Source organism: Kribbella swartbergensis, from assembly GCF_054784135.1.
Map to the genome: position 1 here is coordinate 789,496 of NZ_BAAGPM010000014.1, position 15,707 is coordinate 805,202.

General features: G+C 70.0%; 15 protein-coding genes, 1 tRNA gene and 1 riboswitch. Of the genes, 2 read left to right on the forward strand and 14 right to left on the reverse strand.

Annotation, left to right across the window (positions count from 1 at the left end):
* Positions 1 to 37: 37 nt before the first annotated feature.
* The gene (locus ACYVOK_RS10685; protein WP_460662143.1) at positions 38 to 2,209 is read left to right on the forward strand and encodes an MMPL family transporter; all 2,172 of its coding nucleotides are present in this window, start codon (positions 38 to 40) and stop codon (positions 2,207 to 2,209) included.
* Between the two features lie 40 nt (positions 2,210 to 2,249).
* Here the strand turns inward: ACYVOK_RS10685 and ACYVOK_RS10690 are convergent.
* The 13 genes from ACYVOK_RS10690 to dop form a co-directional block, all read right to left on the reverse strand.
* A tRNA-Pro gene (locus ACYVOK_RS10690) sits at positions 2,250 to 2,323 on the reverse strand.
* A 72-nt stretch (positions 2,324 to 2,395) separates the two neighbouring features.
* A complete protein-coding gene (gene der / locus ACYVOK_RS10695) occupies positions 2,396 to 3,775 on the reverse strand; it encodes a ribosome biogenesis GTPase Der (protein ID WP_460662144.1) in 1,380 nt (459 codons plus the stop codon).
* Positions 3,768 to 4,496 (reverse strand): lysophospholipid acyltransferase family protein, encoded by a 729-nt coding sequence (locus tag ACYVOK_RS10700; RefSeq protein WP_460662145.1) that lies wholly within the window; start codon positions 4,494 to 4,496, stop codon positions 3,768 to 3,770. The genes der and ACYVOK_RS10700 overlap by 8 nt, the downstream gene beginning before the upstream one ends.
* Positions 4,493 to 5,188 (reverse strand): (d)CMP kinase, encoded by a 696-nt coding sequence (cmk, locus tag ACYVOK_RS10705; RefSeq protein WP_460662146.1) that lies wholly within the window; start codon positions 5,186 to 5,188, stop codon positions 4,493 to 4,495. Before cmk ends, ACYVOK_RS10700 begins: the two co-directional genes overlap by 4 nt.
* A gap of 39 nt (positions 5,189 to 5,227) precedes the next feature.
* Entirely contained in the window at positions 5,228 to 6,292 is a 1,065-nt protein-coding gene (locus tag ACYVOK_RS10710; RefSeq protein WP_460662147.1) for a prephenate dehydrogenase, read from the reverse strand.
* Positions 6,293 to 6,311: 19 nt separating this feature from the next.
* Positions 6,312 to 6,680, reverse strand: coding sequence for a chorismate mutase (gene aroH, locus ACYVOK_RS10715; protein ID WP_132318093.1), 369 nt, complete (start codon positions 6,678 to 6,680; stop codon positions 6,312 to 6,314).
* Positions 6,681 to 6,712: 32 nt separating this feature from the next.
* On the reverse strand, positions 6,713 to 7,582 hold the full coding sequence (locus ACYVOK_RS10720) for a bifunctional 5,10-methylenetetrahydrofolate dehydrogenase/5,10-methenyltetrahydrofolate cyclohydrolase (protein WP_460662148.1): 870 nt from the start codon (positions 7,580 to 7,582) through the stop codon (positions 6,713 to 6,715).
* Positions 7,583 to 7,607: 25 nt separating this feature from the next.
* Positions 7,608 to 7,697, reverse strand: a riboswitch (ZMP/ZTP riboswitch).
* A 113-nt stretch (positions 7,698 to 7,810) separates the two neighbouring features.
* Positions 7,811 to 10,438 carry a beta-N-acetylglucosaminidase domain-containing protein gene (locus ACYVOK_RS10725; protein ID WP_460662149.1) on the reverse strand — a complete coding sequence of 876 codons (2,628 nt, stop codon included), beginning with the start codon at positions 10,436 to 10,438 and terminating at the stop codon, positions 7,811 to 7,813.
* 89 nt (positions 10,439 to 10,527) lie between these two features.
* Positions 10,528 to 11,019 (reverse strand): NUDIX hydrolase, encoded by a 492-nt coding sequence (locus tag ACYVOK_RS10730; protein ID WP_460662150.1) that lies wholly within the window; start codon positions 11,017 to 11,019, stop codon positions 10,528 to 10,530.
* 164 nt (positions 11,020 to 11,183) lie between these two features.
* Positions 11,184 to 12,029 carry a proteasome subunit alpha gene (prcA, locus tag ACYVOK_RS10735; RefSeq protein ID WP_460662151.1) on the reverse strand — a complete coding sequence of 282 codons (846 nt, stop codon included), beginning with the start codon at positions 12,027 to 12,029 and terminating at the stop codon, positions 11,184 to 11,186.
* 34 nt (positions 12,030 to 12,063) lie between these two features.
* Positions 12,064 to 12,906: a proteasome subunit beta gene (prcB, locus tag ACYVOK_RS10740; RefSeq protein WP_460662152.1), complete on the reverse strand. Its 843-nt coding sequence runs from the start codon at positions 12,904 to 12,906 to the stop codon at positions 12,064 to 12,066.
* 8 nt (positions 12,907 to 12,914) lie between these two features.
* A complete protein-coding gene (locus ACYVOK_RS10745) occupies positions 12,915 to 13,124 on the reverse strand; it encodes a ubiquitin-like protein Pup (protein WP_460662153.1) in 210 nt (69 codons plus the stop codon).
* Between the two features lie 70 nt (positions 13,125 to 13,194).
* Entirely contained in the window at positions 13,195 to 14,715 is a 1,521-nt protein-coding gene (gene dop, locus ACYVOK_RS10750; RefSeq protein ID WP_460662154.1) for a depupylase/deamidase Dop, read from the reverse strand.
* Between the two features lie 82 nt (positions 14,716 to 14,797).
* Here dop and ACYVOK_RS10755 point away from each other — a divergent pair, with 82 nt between their 5' ends.
* On the forward strand, positions 14,798 to 15,304 hold the full coding sequence (locus ACYVOK_RS10755) for an NUDIX hydrolase (protein WP_460662193.1): 507 nt from the start codon (positions 14,798 to 14,800) through the stop codon (positions 15,302 to 15,304).
* Here the strand turns inward: ACYVOK_RS10755 and ACYVOK_RS10760 are convergent.
* On the reverse strand, positions 15,301 to 15,666 hold the full coding sequence (locus ACYVOK_RS10760) for a hypothetical protein (protein ID WP_460662155.1): 366 nt from the start codon (positions 15,664 to 15,666) through the stop codon (positions 15,301 to 15,303). The two genes, ACYVOK_RS10755 and ACYVOK_RS10760, sit on opposite strands and share 4 nt — an antisense overlap.
* Positions 15,667 to 15,707 lie beyond the last annotated feature (41 nt).

Sequence of the window (15,707 nt, forward strand, 5' to 3'; positions counted from 1 at the left end):
CTCGGCTCTCCCTGCCCACACGAACGGACGCATCCCGATGGCCAATCTGCTGTACCGGCTCGGCCGGTTCTCGTACCAGCGCCGGCGGCTCGTCGCCGCCGTCTGGGCGGTCTTCCTCGTCCTGCTGGGGGTCGGCGCGCTGACCCTCGGCGGCAAGACGGCGAACACCTTCTCGATCCCGGGCACCGAGTCGCAGCGCGCGCTCGACGCCCTGAAGACCGAACTGCCGGCGGCCAGCGGCGCCTCGGCCACCGTGGTGGTCAAGGCCGCCGAGGGCAAGAGGCTCACCGACCCGGCCGTGAAGGCCGCCGTCGGCACCGCGGTCGCCCAGGTCGCGAAGGTGCCCGAGGTGATCGCCGCGGTCGATCCCTTCAGCAGCAAGGCGATCAGCCCGGACGGCACCACCGGCCTGATCAGCGTCCAGTTCGACAAGCCGGCCGACGAGCTGGCCAAGGCAACCACCGAGGCGTACGACGCTCTCGGCGGACTCAGCACGGGTGACCTCCAGGTCGTCCCGGGCGGCCAGATCGTCGGCGGCGTCCCCGAGATCGGGGCGACCGAGGTGATCGGGGTCGCGATCGCGGCCGTCGTACTGGTCGTCACCTTCGGATCGCTGGTTGCGGCGGGGATGACACTGCTCACCGCGCTGCTCGGCGTGGCGGCCGGCATGGCCGGGTTGTTCCTGGTGACGGCGTTCACCGAGGTGTCGTCGACCGCGCCGATCCTGGCGCTGATGCTGGGACTGGCGGTCGGTATCGACTACGCGTTGTTCATCAGCTCGCGACACCGGACCCAGCTCGCCGAGGGGATGGACGAGGCGGAGTCGGTCGGCCGGGCCACGGCGACCGCGGGTTCTGCGGTGTTGTTCGCCGGAGCGACCGTGGTGATCGCGCTGGCCGGGTTGAGTTTGGTCGGAGTTCCGTTCCTAACCGCGATGGGGCTCGCTGCGGCTGCGACCGTACTGACCGCGGTGCTGGTCGCCTTGACGTTGTTGCCGGCGATGCTCGGGTTCGTGGGCCAGCGGGTGCTGCCGCGCAAGCTGCGGAAGGAAACGGCGGCCGCGCCGGCCGAAGGGTTCGGTTTCCGGTGGGGCCGGTTCACGACGCGCTTCCGCGTGCCGATCGTTGCTCTCGGCATCATCGGTCTCGGGGTCCTGTCGATCCCGGTGACAGACATGCGGCTCGCGTTGCCGGACGGTGCTTCGGCGGCGGCCGGGTCGAACCAGCGGGTCGCGTATGACCTGACCGCAGCGGCCTTCGGGCCGGGCGCTAACGGCCCGCTCGTGGTGGTCGTGAAGAGCGCCGATGCCGCGACCTCGGGTGCGACGGTCGAGCAGGTCCTGGCGAAAACCCAAGGACTCGAGGGCGTCGTCGCAGTGCAGCCGGGTCCGGCGAGTGCGGACGGGTCCACACGGTTGCTGCAGGTGATCCCGGCGAGCGGTCCGGCGACCGAGCAGACCGCGGACCTGGTGAAGAATCTGCGGGCCGCCGTACAGACGCTCGCGACTGGCGGGACGACGATCTCGGTGACCGGCAACACCGCCGTCGGGGTCGATGTGTCGAACAAGCTGTCCGACGCGTTGCCGACGTACCTGCTGGTCGTCATCGGCTTGTCGTTCCTGCTGTTGCTGCTGGCGTTCCGGTCGCTGCTGGTGCCGTTGAAGGCGACGCTCGGGTTCGTGCTGACCATCGGCGCGACGTTCGGGATCACGGTCGCGGTGTTCCAGGAGGGCTGGGGTGCTTCACTGCTCGGCGTGGACTCGCCCGGGCCGCTGGTCAGTTTCCTGCCGATCATCATGATGGGCGTGCTGTTCGGGCTGGCGATGGACTACGAGGTGTTCATCGTGTCCCGGGTCCGCGAGGAGTTCGTGCACGGCAAGGAAGCCGCCGAGGCGACCGTCGAGGGCCTCGGCCACGGCGCCCGCGTGGTGACCGCGGCGGCGCTGATCATGGCGTCGGTGTTCGCCGGCTTCATCTTCGTCCACGACCCGATCATCAAGGCGATCGGCTTCGGCCTCACCATCGGCGTCCTGATCGACGCGTTCGTGGTCCGCATGACCCTCGTCCCCGCGGTCCTCAGCCTCCTCGGCAACCGAGCCTGGTGGTTCCCCACCTGGCTCGACCGCCTCACCCCCAAGGTAAACATCGAAGGCGAATCCCTCCGCGTCCCCACCGAGCCGGAACCGAAGCACCTGGTCACCGTCGACTGAACGCAAAAGAGGGGCACCGGCAAGCGGTGCCCCTCTGCTGTCGGGCTGACAGGACTTGAACCTGCGACCCCCGGTCCCCCAGACCGGTGCGCTACCAAACTGCGCCACAGCCCGAAACTCGCTGGCAGCAGCGAGCCGGGGTAAACCTTACCCCATTCGGCCGGGGGTTTCTGACCGGGTTGCGGGTCAGCGTTTGGGCTTCTTCTGGCGGGGGCGGATCTGGACGTGGACCGGGCTGCCGACGAAGCCGAAGTCTTCGCGGAGGCGGCGTTCGATGAAGCGTTGGTACGACGGTTCGATCGGGCCGGAGGTGAAGATCGCGAACGTCGGCGGCATCGTGGTGGCCTGCGTGCCGAACAGGATCTTCGGCTGCTTGCCGGAGCGGACCGGGTGCGGGTGCGCCGCCACCAGCCGGCCGAGGAACGCGTTCAGCTGGCCGGTCGGGACGCGGGTCTGCCAGCCCTCCAGCGCCGCCTCGATGGCCGGCACCAGTTTCTCCATGTGCCGGCCGGTGAGCGCGCTGATGTTGACCCGCGGCGCCCAGCGGAACTGGACCAGGTCGCGGTCGATCTCGCGCTCCAGGTAGTAGCGCCGGTCCTCGTCGACCAGGTCCCACTTGTTGTACGCGATCACCAGCGCCTTGCCGGCCTCCTCGACCGCGTTCATGATCCGCAGGTCCTGCTCGGACATCGGCTCCGAGGCGTCGATCACGACCACGACGACCTCGGCCCGCTCGATCGCCGCGTTGGTCCGCAGGGACGCGTAGTACTCGTGTCCGGTGGCGTTCTTCACCTTCCGCCGGATGCCGGCGGTGTCGATGAACCGCCACTCCTTGCCGCCGAGCGTGATCAGCTCGTCCACCGGGTCGACCGTCGTCCCGGCGACGTCGCTGACGACGACCCGGTCCTCCTTGGCGACCTTGTTCAGCAGCGAGGACTTGCCCACGTTGGGCTTGCCGACGATCGCGACCCGGCGCGGCCCGCCCGCCTCGGCGTCACGCTCCGGCGGCGCCTCGGGCAGCGCGGCCAGGACGGCGTCCAGCAGGTCGCCGGTGCCGCGGCCGTGCATCGCCGACACCGGGAACGGCTCGCCGATGCCGAGGCTCCACAGGTTCATCGCCTCGGACTCGATCCGCTGGTCGTCGACCTTGTTCGCGGCCAGTACGACGGGCTTCCCGGACTTTCGCAGGACCCGTACGACGGCCTCGTCGGCGTCCGTGATCCCGACCGTCGCGTCGACCACGAACAGCACCGCGTCGGCGGCGTTGATCGCGACCTCGGCCTGGGCGGCGACGAGCGCGGCCATCCCGACCGCGTCCGGGTCCCAGCCGCCGGTGTCGACCACGGTGAAGCCCCGGCCGGCCCAGTTCGCGTCGTACGAGACCCGGTCCCGGGTGACGCCCGGGGTGTCCTCGACGACGGCCTCGCGGCGGCCGATGATGCGGTTCACCAGCGTGGACTTACCCACGTTCGGCCGGCCGACGATCGCGAGCACGGGCAGCGGCCCAGTGTCCTCGCGGTCGTGCGTGGGCTCGGCAAAGTCGTAGCCGGTGGGCAGGTCACTCATCAGGATCCTTCGTGTCTGGCGCACCCGGGAGCGGGTGGCCGGTAGCTTCGACGGCCGCCCTGACATGGGCCCGCAGCACGTCGCCGATCTGGTCGGCAACCGCCCGTACGTCGGAATGCCTCCTCGGAAAGGGTACGCGGTCGATGGTGAACGGCTCGCCGTAGACCACGTCGATCCGGCTCCCGGCCGGTGGGAACCGCTCGACGTCACCGTGCGGCAGCCGCGTGCCGAGCAGGGCCACCGGCAGGATCGGAGCGCCGGTCACCATCGCCAGGTAGGCCACCCCGGTCCGGATCCGGCTGAAGTCGCCGGCGCCGCGGGTCCCCTCCGGGTAGACGTTCAGCACCCGGCCGTCGCGCAGCACCTGGATCGACTGCCGGATGGCGCGGACGTCGTACGCCGATCGGTCGACCGGGATCTGGCCGACCCGGCGCAGGAACCGGCCCTGGAGGCCGCCGAAGGCCTCGATCTTGCCGAGCTGGTGCAGCATCCGGGGCGCGATCGCACCGAGCAGCGGCGCGTCGAGGAGGCTCAGGTGGTTCGGGGTCATCAGCACCGGACCGGTCCGCGGGAACCACTCCTCGTGGTGAACGGTCAGCTTGTACTTGCGCCGGAAGTGCACCCTGGCGATCATCCGGACCGGCAGTGCGAGCCGATAAGGCAGCCGGGGCAGGTCGTCGGTGCGGGGCAGCTCCAGGTGCCCGATCAGTTCGGCTGTCATGACTCCCGGTCGCCGGTGTACCTCTCGGCGGCCTCGGCCTCCTTCGCGAGCCGGCTGATGACGTCGACGACCTCCTCCAGAGTCAGGTGTGTCGAGTCGATGGTCACCGCGCCGTCCGAGGCCACCAGGAACTGCGAGACGGTGGCGTCGTCCGCGTCGCGGCGGACGATCTGGTCCCGCAACTGTTCCGCGGTCACCGCCCCGGCCGCCAGCTCGGCGCCGCGACGGGCCATCCGCGCGTCCTGGTCCGCGGTGAGGTGCACCTTCAGCTCCGCGTCGGTCGCGACCACAGTGGCGATGTCGCGGCCCTCGACCACGATCCCGCCGGACGGCTGGGCGTCGTCGATGATCTCGCGCTGCCGCCGGATCAGCTCCTTGCGGACGTCCAGGTTGGTGGCGATCTTGCTGACGGACTCGCTGATCCGGGGCTCCCGGATCGCGGTGGTCACGTCGACACCGTCCGCGATCACGAACTGCCGGCCCGGGTCGGTGCTGACCTCCAGCCGCAGTTCGCGGGCACGCTCGGCCACCGCTGCCGTGTCGTCCAGGTCCAGGCCGTGCTCGAGCGCCGACCAGGTCACCGCGCGGTACGTCGCGCCGGTGTCGAGGTAGCGCAGTCCCAGCCGGGTGGCGACGCCTCGGGCGGTGCTCGACTTACCGGAACCGCTCGGGCCGTCCACAGCGATGATCATGGCCCAGAGATTACCCGTGACCGGGGACCAACCCGGCGGCTACCGGTGCACCACCCAGCCACGCTCGGTCAGGACCTCGACCAGCTGGTCGACCGAGCCCGGTTTGACCGCAAGCTCGACCTCACCGACCGGGCGGCCCGGGCTGTGGTCGATCCGCAGGTCCTCGACGTTGGCGCCGGACGCGGCGGCGTCCGCGAACAGCCGGGCCAGCTGCCCGGGCCGGTCGGGGATGGTGACCAGGACGGTGACAAGGTCGATGTGCGGCGCACCGTGCTTGCCCGGCACCCGGACCGCACCCGAGACACCCTGGCCGAGCACCGAGGTGAGCTCCTCGGCCGCCTCCTCCTTGCCCAGGGCAACAAGAACCCGGTCCAGCTCGTCGCGGATCTGCTCCAGCAGGCCGGTCAGCGCGGCCGAGTTCGCGGACACGATCTGGGTCCAGAGCTTCGGGTCGCCGGCCGCTATCCGGGTCACGTCCCGCACCCCCTGCCCGGACAGCTGCAGGTGTGACTCGGGCGCGTCGGCCAGCGTCCCGGCGGCCAGCGCCGACATCAGGTGCGGCAGGTGCGACACCCGCGCGACGGCGAGGTCGTGGTCCTCCACCGACAGCTCGACCGTCCGTGCCCCGGACGCCTCGGCCAGCCGCCGGACCAGCTCGACCGCCTCCGGTGCGCTGGTCTCGTGCGGCGTGACGGCCCAGGTCGCTCCGTCGAACAGGTCGGGGCGGGCGGCGAGCGGGCCGTTCCGCTCCGAACCCGCCATCGGGTGGCTGCCGACGTACCGGCTCAGGTCGCCGGTGAGCCGGCGCGCGTCGGCGAGCGGCTTGGACTTCACACTCGCCGCATCGGTGACGATCGCGTCGGTCTGCTCGAGCTGCTCGGCGACCACTCGGCCGACGTGATCCGGCGGTACGGCGACCACCACGAGCTGCGGCTCGATCTGGACCAGCCGGGCCCCGGCCCCGATCCGCTCGGCCATCAACGCGTTGTCCGGGTCGGCGTCGACCAACTCGACCACCACACCCAGCCGGCCCAGCGCCAAGCCGATCGACGTACCGATCAATCCGGTGCCGACGATCCGGACCGGGCCGCGCAGCTCGGTCACCGTGTCCTCACTCGGCCCGTCACTGGGCGCCTGTCAGGTCCGGACGCAGAGCGACCGCGCCGTGCAGGTAGACGTGCTGGATCTTCTCCCGGGACCGCGGCGACTCGGCGTGCACCATCATCCGGACCACCCGGGGCAGCGCGTGCGGGACGTCGATCTCCTGCATGCACATCAGCGGTACGTCGGTCAGCCCGATCTGCCGGCCCGCCACCGCGGGAAACTCCGAGTGCAGGTCCGGCGTGACGGTGAACAGGATGCTGATCAGGTCCTCCCGGTCCAGATCGTTCGCCTCCAGGACCGCCTTCACCAGCTCGGCGGACCGCTCGAGCAGGTGCTCGCGCTCGTCCACCTCCAGCTGGGTGGCACCCCGGATCGCCCGTACCGCCACGTTCCCGCCTCCTTCACTCGTCTGCCTCAACCCTAGGGCAGAGTAGTCAGACCGTGGACAGCCGTCTCGGATTGTGCCTCGGCGGCGTCGAGGGACTGCTCCAACAGGAGGGCGATCGTCATCGGCCCGACTCCACCCGGGACCGGCGTGATCAGGCTCGCCACCTCGGCCGCCTCGTCGAAGTGGACGTCGCCGACGTTGCCCTCGTTGTATCCGGCGTCGACCACCACCGCGCCCGGCTTCAGCCAGTCGCCGCGGACGAAGTTCGGCCTGCCGACCGCGGCCACCACGATGTCCGCGGTCCGGACGATCTCCGGCAGGTTGCGGGTCCGTGAGTGGGTGTAGGTGACGGTCGCGTTCGATGCCAGCAGCAACATCCCGGCCGGCTTGCCGAGGATCGGGCTGCGGCCGATCACGACCGCGTGCGCTCCGGCGATCGGTACGTCGTACGCCTCGAGCAGCCGCATGATCCCGCCCGGCGTGGCCGACCGGAACCCGGGTTCGCCGAACGCCATCGCGGCGAACGACCGCGTGGTCACGCCGTCGACGTCCTTGGCCGGATCGATCGCCTCGAACGCGGCCCGCTCGTCGATGTGCGCCGGCACCGGGTGCTGCAGCAGGATCCCGTGCACCTCCGGGTCCGCGGACAGCTTCCGCAGCTCGCCGACCAGTTCCTCGGTCGTGGTCCGCGCGGGCAGTACGACGCTCCGAGACGCGATGCCGGCCTTCCGGCTCCGGTTCTGCTTCATCCGCACGTACGTCGCCGAGGCCGGGTCGTCGCCCACCAGCACTGTCGCCAGGCACGCCTGGACACCGGTGTTGTCCCGCAGTACGCGGGCCCGCTCAGCCGTCTTCGCCACCAGTTCGGCGGCGAGGTCGGTCCCGATCATCAACTTGGTCATCCGGCGCGCTCCTTCGGGCCTAGAGGTCAGGTGCCCAGGCGCGCGGCTCAGCCGGTTCGTCCGGCGGACCGTTCCCCGGTGGTCCTCCACCTCAACGCCAGTCGCGGTCCGCCGTCCACACTACGCGACGAACCACGACCGGCGTGCCTCCAGGCCGATCACCTCGACCCGCGCGGCCGGCTGCCAGTCCCCGCGGGTGACCCGCAACCGCCGGACCGGCGGCGAACCCTAGTTGCCGGCCCGGTGCAGCACCACCTCGTGGACCTTTGGCGGTACGGCGCCGGGCGACCAGGTGATCCGGATCTGGTCAATCGTGGTGACCGGGATCGTCGCCGCGCTGTACGCAGCCTTCACCTGGCCTACCTCCTTCCAGCCCTCGCTGGTGCGGACCTCGAGCCGGCCGGACGCGTCGGCGGACTGCAGGACCGTGATCCGGTCGACTGCGGTGGGCGCGGACAACGTCACGGTCAGCGCGTCGCCCGCCGCCGGTGCCCGCTCGGCGACGTACGCCGTACGCACGTCACCATCGACCGCATCGCCGAGCGACGAGCCCGCGGCCGGCGCCGGCGTGCCAGTTGCCGTCAGCACCAGTTCGGAGCCGTCCGTCACCTCGATCGCGAACTCACGCACCACGAGCCAGTACGACGGGTTGTCGGCCAGCGCCCGGTAGCGGACGTACCGCGCCGTAACGTCGGCGGTGAAACGCACCTCGGCCGTGGTCGCACGGGTCAACTCGGTCCATGTCTCGCCGTCGGTCGAGTACTCCAGGACGCCGGAGTGGATGTAGTCCCGCGGACTGGTCGCCTTCCCCATGAGTACGGCGATGTCACCGATCGCCCTGGGCGCGCCGAGGTCGACCCGGATCTCGTCGCCGGCCACCGGGGCACCGTTGCTCCAGTAGAACGTCGACTCGTCGCCGTCGATCATCCGCTCGGGGACGTTGTCGGAGTACGTGCCCTGCGAGCTGGACGCCGTACGGCCCGGCTCGATACCCATCCACTGGTCGTGGACCCGGCCGGCCTCGGCGAGGAACGCGTCGGCGACGCCCTCGCCGATCCGCGGGTAGGTGTTGGAGTGCGGCAGCCGGATGTCGCGGATCGCCTTCGCCTGGCTGACCAGTTGCTCGATCCGCTGACGGCTGGTCCAGGCGGCCGATCCGTTGCCCTCGGCCACTTGCTCGAGGAGCCGCAGCGATTCCTGCAGTGCCTGGCCCCACAGCACGGTCGCGTCGAGCCACGCCTTGGCCTCGTCGGCGAACGCGGGGTCCGTCACCCCTTCACGAATCTGCGCGGGGGCCTTCTCGACGGCGGTGAAGTAGGGCTTGATCGCTTCGATCGCCGCGTCCCGCTGGCCTGCCTGCCAGGTCTTCCAGAACGCGGTGGTCCGGGCCGCCAGCACCGGCGCGCTCTCCGGGTGCAGCGTCGAGTCGTAGGTGTTCAGGTCGGCGAAGACCTCCAGGGCCGCGATCGTCCGGCGGTCTCCCCCGGCGCGTTCCGCGATCGCCCGGTGCCACGAGGCCTCCTCGTCGTACCGGGCCGGGTTCCAGCCCAGCTCGGCGAACGAGTAGAGCGCGAGCTTGCTGACCGCGGCCTGGTTCATCGGGTTCGAGATCACGCCGGCGACGTGCTCGGCGATCCCCGGCTCACGGCCGCTGTAGTCGGCCAGCAGGATGCGGCCGGCCGCGTAGTCGTTGACCGGGTAGTTGTCCCAGATCAGGATGTCGTGCCCGAACACCGCCCGCGCCTGGGCCGCTTGTGCGCTCGTGATCGTGCGCGGCACGACCCCGATCCCGGTCCAGTGCACGACCACCGCACTGTCGAGCTGCTCCCGCAGGGCCTTCTTGTACGGCGTCTCGGACACGTTGTAGTACTCGGTCGGGACCATCTGCAGCGGCGCCAGGCCCGGCTTCGACGCGACCCACTCGCGCTGGATCCGGTTCAGCAACTCGCTCTGCGCCCGACCGGCCGCGCCGCCGCCGGTGCCGTACTTCGCCCGGTCCTCCGGGCAGTGCCAGGTGTTGTAGTCGATGTCGTCGAGCGGCACGTTGAAGGCCCGCGCGCCCAGCGCGTAGAGCGCCTCGAACTTGGCGATCAGCGTCCGGTAGTCGCTGTCGGACGTGTAGCAGATCGACAGGCCGGGTGAGAGCGCGAAGGTGAAGTCGACCTTGTTGCTCCTGGCCCGGTCGATCAGCTCACCGAGTTCGGCCAGCTTGTCGGCCGGGTACGGGTCGCGCCACCGCTCCCGGTGGTACGGGTCGTCCTTGGGCGCGTACTCGTAGGTGTTCATCCGGTGCGCGCCGAGGTAGTCGATGTGGTCGAGCCGGTCGGCGTGCGACCACGGCGTGCCGTAGAACCCCTCGATCGAGCCGCGGTAGCGCATCGTCGGCCAGTCGCGGATCTCGACGCCGTCGACCCGGTTGCCCTCGACAACCTGCTCGAACGTGCGTGCGGCGTAGTACGTCCCGTCGGTGTCGACGCCGTCGAGGACGACGTGCTTCCGGCCGATCGCGAGCACATACCCTTCGGCCGGCAGCCCGTCGGCGGGCTCGACGTCCAACTCGCGCAGCGCCTCGTCGCTACCACCCAGCCAGATCGTCACCGCCGCCGGTCCATCGTCGACCGTCCGTACGCCGGCCCGCGCGAGCGTCTCGCGGACGACGCGCTCGGCGTCGGGATCGGTGGTCGGGCCGTGCACCAGCCCGACGGTCTTGCCCAGGTCGAACCCGTCCGGGCGGGTGCTGGTCTGTTGAGGCTCCGGCGACAACGGCGCCACCTCTTTCGTGGGACCGGCCGTGGCGACCGGGACGGACAAGGTGTGGACGACGAGTGCGAACAGGACGATCAGGCTTCGGCGCATGGGCAACTCCTCGGGCGGAAGGCGCTTGCAGCTCCCATCCACTCAGTGCGCAGACCTGTTCGTCAAGCGCCTGGCGTGACCAGTTCCAGTCAAAGCATTCTCGCGTGGTCGAGGGCCAGGTAGGCGGCGTCGACGCCGGTCATCGCGCCGGGTGTGCGCAACTCGGCCCGGAACTGCTCGACGGTCAGCTCGACCGGTACACAGTCCTCGAACTCGTCGAGCGCCTGGCGACCGTCCGGCCGGCAGCCGCGGGCGATGCCGATGTACTTGCGGTAGATCGAGGACGCCGCCGCCCAGCTCCAGGTCACGACCTCGAACGACTCGCACGTGTAGCCGGTCTCCTCCTCGAGCTCACGGACCCCGGCCACGGCCGGATCCTCGCCCGGCTCGACCAGCCCACCCGGCAGGTTCGTGACCACCCGGTCCGGGCCCGGCCGGAAGATCCGGATCGTCACAATCTTCCCTTCCGGCGTCACCGGCAGAACGGTGATCCCGGACGTGATCCCCGACGACGTCTTCGGCCCGAACACGTCCCAGTCGACCTCACGCCCATCCGGCAACCGATACCGCCGCCGCCTCACGCTCAAAAACCCGTCAAACCCCACCCGCTCCCCCACCAACACCCATTCCCCAGGATCCCCACCCCGCACATCCCCCACCACACGGCTGATGCCTGGTGGGACCGGACCGGCCGCCGGGGACGGGGGGTCCGCGGCGGCCGGGTTGGGGTTTGGCGAGCTGTTGGTCACAGGGGGCGGTTGTCGTCCGGGTCTTCCGGTGGGGCGACCGGTACGTCGTCCTGCGGTGGGGCGACCGGGGTGTCGTCGGCTGCCTTCGCGCTGCCGTCCGCGTCCGGCGTCGCGGCCGCGGGCTCGGTGGGCGTGGTGTCCGGGCGGGACTCGGACAGGATGCGCGCCAGGGTCTCCTCCGAGATCCGCTTGAACTTGCGAGCCTGGGTCCGGGTCCGGTCCAGCACCGCGACCTCGAGCTGGTCCGGGGTGAGCTGCCGGACCTCGTTGCTGTCGTGCCCGAGCGCGTCCACCGCCAGCCGGAGCGCGCCTGCCAGCGAGATGCCCTCCTTGTAGTGCTCGCCGACGTAGTCCGCGACCTGCTCGGCCGGGCCGCCCATCACGGCGTACCCGCGGACGTCCGCGATCGAGCCGTCGTAGGTGAGCCGGTAGATCTGGTCCTCGGCGCTGTTCGCACCGATCTCGGCGACCAGGATCTCCACCTCGAGCGGCTTCTCGCCGCCGGAGGAGAAGATCGCGCCCAGCGTCTGCGCGTAGGCGTTGGCGAGCGCTCGGCCGGTCACGTCACGCCGGTCGTAGGAGTACCCGCGCATGTCGGCCAGTCGCACGCCGGCGATCCGCAGGTTCTCGAACTCGTTGTACCGGCCGACCGCGGCGAACGCCATCCGGTCGTAGATCTCGGCCACCTTGTGCAGCGCCGGCGAGCGGTTCTCCGCGACGAACAGGATGCCGTCGGCGTACTGCAGCGCGATCGCGCTGCGGCCCTTGGCGATGCCCTTCCGGGCGAAGTCGGCCCGGTCCCGCATCAGCTGTTCGGGCGAGACGTAGAACGGAACGCTCATCGAAGGTGTCGTCCTCTATTCGATCGGGATCAGGTCAGGTCAGGGACGCCGAGGCCGGGCCGTCGGGGCGATTGTGCCGCTCGGCCCAGGCGCGGTCGACGATGTCCGCGACCTCGTCCTCCGGCAGCCGCTGGTAGCCGTCCGCGGTGACCACGCCGACCACCGGGAAGATCCGCCGGAGCATGTCCGGCCCGCCGGTCGCGGAGTCGTCGTCGGCCGCGTCGATCAGCGACTGGATGGTCACCGTGACGCAGTCGGTCGCGGACAGGTCGTCGCGGTACAGCTTCTTCAGCGCGCCGCGGGCGAACAGCGAACCCGAGCCGACGCTGTGGAAGTGGGTCTCCTCGTACCGCCCGCCGGTCGGGTCGTAGGAGAAGATCCGGCCGCCCTTGATGTCGGGGTCGTAGCCCGCGAACAGCGGCACCACGGCCAGTCCCTGCATCGCCATCGCCAGGTTGCCCCGGATCAGCGCGCTCAGCCGGTTGGCCTTGCCGTCCAGGCTGAGCGTGGTCCCCTCGAGCTTCTCGTAGTGCTCCAGCTCCACCTGGAACAGCCGGACCATCTCCAGCCCGAACCCGGCCGAGCCCGCGAACGCGACCGCGGAGTACTCGTCGGCCGGGAACACCTTCTCGATGTCACGCTGGGCGATGATGTTGCCCATCGTGGCCCGCCGGTCGCCGGCCATCACCACGCCACCGGGGAAGGTGGCCGCGACGATCGTCGTACCGTGCGGAACGTCGTCGGAAAAATCGGCCGACCCCAGGCTGCGCCGTCCCGGCAGCAGGTCGGGCGCGTGCCCGGCCAGGAAGTCCATGAAGGACGTGCCGCCTGGGGTCAGAAAGGCTTCCGGCAACCGGCCGGAGGCATCGAATGTCATCGAGCGGTTCACTCCCCACCCTTTTGCACGAACCCGCGGACGAACTCCTCGGCGTTCTCCTCGAGCACCTCGTCGATCTCGTCCAGGATCGAGTCGACGTCCTCGTCGAGCCGCTCCTTGCGCTCGGCGACGTCCTCGGACGTCTCGACCTGCTCGATCTCTTCCTCGGTCGTCGAACGCTTCGGCTGCTTGTGCTGCTGCCCGCCGTCCTTCGCCATGGCACACACCTCCTAGAACCGCTGCAAGAGGAGACGCCCAACCGTCCCCTCGAGTGCATCTACAGCGACCCTACCCGGCGGCACCCCCAGTGATGGTGCGAACCAGGTCACTCGCGGTGTCGCACTGGTCCAAAAGCGCTCCGACATGGGCCTTCGTGCCCCGCAACGGGTCCAGGGTGGGGATCCGCTGGAGCGACTCCTTGCCCGGCAGGTCGAAGATCACCGAGTCCCACGAGGCGGCCGCGACCTGCGGCGCGTACTGCTGCATGCAGCGGCCGCGGAAGTACGCCCTGGTGTCGGTCGGCGGGTGCGAGACCGCCATCCGGATCTCCTCGTCGGAGACGAGCCGCTGCATCCGGCCGGCCTTGACCAACTTGTGATACAGGCCTTTGTCCGGGCGCAGGTCGGCGTACTGCAGGTCGATGAGGTGCAGCTTCGGGTCGTCCCATTCGAGGCCGTCGCGGTCGCGGTAGGACTGCAGCAGCTTCAGCTTCGCCACCCAGTCCAGCTGGTCGGCCAGCTTCATCGGGTCGGTGGCGAGCTGGTCGAGCACCTGCTCCCAACGGTGCAGCACGTCCTTGGTCTGCCGGTCGGCGTCGTCGCCGTACTTGTCCTCGACGTACTTGCGGGCCTGCTCGAGGTACTCCGTCTGCAGCTGGACCGCGGTCAGCTTGCGACCGTCCTTGAGGGTGATCAGGTGCGTGCAGGTGGGGTCATGGCTGACCTCGTGCAGCGCGGTCACCGGGCGGTCCACGCCGAGGTCGTCGGTCAGCCAGCCGTCCTCGATCATCGCCAGCACCAGGCTCGTCGTGCCGACCTTCAGGTACGTCGAGATCTCGGACAGGTTCGCGTCACCGATGATCACGTGCAGGCGGCGGTAGCGGTCCGGATTCGCGTGCGGCTCGTCGCGGGTGTTGATGATCGGCCGCTTCAGCGTCGTCTCCAGGCCGACCTCGACCTCGAAGTAGTCGGCCCGCTGGCTGATCTGGAAACCGTGCGCGGTGCCGTCCTGGCCGATTCCGACCCGGCCGGCGCCGGTGACCACCTGACGGCTCACGAAGAACGGGGTCAGGTGCCGCACGATCGACGCGAACGGGGTCGACCGGCGCATCAGGTAGTTCTCGTGCGAACCGTACGACGCGCCCTTGTTGTCGGTGTTGTTCTTGTAGAGGTTCAGCGGCGGCGCTCCGGGAATCTGCCGGGCCTGCCGGGCGCCCTCCATGATCACCAGCTCGCCGGCCTTGTCCCAGACGACGCAGTCGCGCGGGTTGGTCGTCTCGGGTGCGGAGTACTCCGGGTGGGCGTGGTCGACATACAACCGGGCGCCGTTGGTGAGGATCACGTTGGCGAGGCCGGTCTCCTCGTCGGTGAGCTGGCTGGAGTCGGCCACTTCCCGGCTCAGGTCGAAGCCGCGCGCGTCCCGCAACGGGTGTTCCTCGTCGAAGTCCCACCGCGTCTTGCGGGCGAGCGGCTGCGTCTGCGCGTAGCCGTTCACCACCTGGCTCGAGGTCAGCATCGGGTTCGCCCCGGGCTGGCCTGGGACCGAGATGCCGAACTCGGTCTCGGTCCCCATGATCCGCCGAACACTCATGCGAACGAGCCTACGCGGTGGAGGGCGTGAAAGCCGTTGCTGTGTCCACCTGGTTACGTGTGAAACTGCCGGGGTGGACGAAATGGTGGCCATCCTGGGCGAGGACAATCAGGTGATCGGGTCGGTGCCGCGGTCGGTGATGCGCCGGGACAACCTGCGGCACGCGGCGACCGGCGTACTGGTCCGGAATCCGGCCGGCGACATCTACGTACACCGCCGGACCGCCACGAAGGACGTCTTCCCGGCGTGTTACGACTTCTCCGCGGGTGGTGTCATAGCCGCCGGCGAGGACCCGTACGACGCCGTCGTCCGGGAGTTGGCCGAGGAACTCGGCATCACCGGTGTGGAGTTGGTCAAGCTCCCGGAGGGCGACTACGCCGACGAGTCGACCAACTACCACGCCTACCTGTACACCTGCGTCTGGGACGGCCCGGTCACCCACCAGCCCGAGGAGGTCGACTGGGGCGCCTGGATGGCCCCGGAAGAGCTGGTACGGCGTCTGGACGAATGGCCCTTCGTCCCGGACACCACCGCCCTCCTGGGGCCGTACGTCCGCAGCCTGGTCGACCTGCCCTCCGGCCCCGCCTAACGCGAGTTGCGGCGGTTGGCGGTCCAGGCGAAGTTGATGCCCACCAGACCGGCCCAGCTGATCAGCATGCCGGCGAGTCCGGTCAGGTCGGCGGCGATGGCGGTGATCGGGATGGCGGCGATCACCGAGATGATCGCCAGCGCCAGCCCGCCGGGATCCGATCCTTCGCGGCGCTTCAGGCCGGCCGCCTCCAGGAGCTGGTCCTGTCTGCGGAGTTCGATGTCCTGGCCGTGGCGCTGCGCCTCGCGGGCGTCCAGCTTCTCCAGGAAGCTGTCGATGATCTCGGCCTCGTACTCCGGCCCCAGCTCCTGCCGCGCCGCCACCGCAGCCCGCAGGTCCTTGCGCACCTCGTCCGTCGCCATAGCAGCAAGGTAGGCCCGGACCGGCCTGGCCGAAATCAGGG

Excerpts from the sequence above, each read along its gene's own strand:
- ACYVOK_RS10685 (WP_460662143.1), top strand. The coding sequence starts at position 38 with ATGGCCAATCTGCTGTACCGGCTCGGCCGGTTCTCGTACCAGCGCCGG.
- der (WP_460662144.1), bottom strand. The coding sequence starts at position 3,775 with ATGAGTGACCTGCCCACCGGCTACGACTTTGCCGAGCCCACGCACGAC.
- ACYVOK_RS10700 (WP_460662145.1), bottom strand. The coding sequence starts at position 4,496 with ATGACAGCCGAACTGATCGGGCACCTGGAGCTGCCCCGCACCGACGAC.
- cmk (WP_460662146.1), bottom strand. The coding sequence starts at position 5,188 with ATGATCATCGCTGTGGACGGCCCGAGCGGTTCCGGTAAGTCGAGCACC.
- ACYVOK_RS10720 (WP_460662148.1), bottom strand. The coding sequence starts at position 7,582 with ATGACCAAGTTGATGATCGGGACCGACCTCGCCGCCGAACTGGTGGCG.
- ACYVOK_RS10725 (WP_460662149.1), bottom strand. The coding sequence starts at position 10,438 with ATGCGCCGAAGCCTGATCGTCCTGTTCGCACTCGTCGTCCACACCTTG.
- prcA (WP_460662151.1), bottom strand. The coding sequence starts at position 12,029 with ATGAGCGTTCCGTTCTACGTCTCGCCCGAACAGCTGATGCGGGACCGG.
- prcB (WP_460662152.1), bottom strand. The coding sequence starts at position 12,906 with ATGACATTCGATGCCTCCGGCCGGTTGCCGGAAGCCTTTCTGACCCCA.
- ACYVOK_RS10745 (WP_460662153.1), bottom strand. The coding sequence starts at position 13,124 with ATGGCGAAGGACGGCGGGCAGCAGCACAAGCAGCCGAAGCGTTCGACG.
- dop (WP_460662154.1), bottom strand. The coding sequence starts at position 14,715 with ATGAGTGTTCGGCGGATCATGGGGACCGAGACCGAGTTCGGCATCTCG.
- ACYVOK_RS10755 (WP_460662193.1), top strand. The coding sequence starts at position 14,798 with ATGGTGGCCATCCTGGGCGAGGACAATCAGGTGATCGGGTCGGTGCCG.
- ACYVOK_RS10760 (WP_460662155.1), bottom strand. The coding sequence starts at position 15,666 with ATGGCGACGGACGAGGTGCGCAAGGACCTGCGGGCTGCGGTGGCGGCG.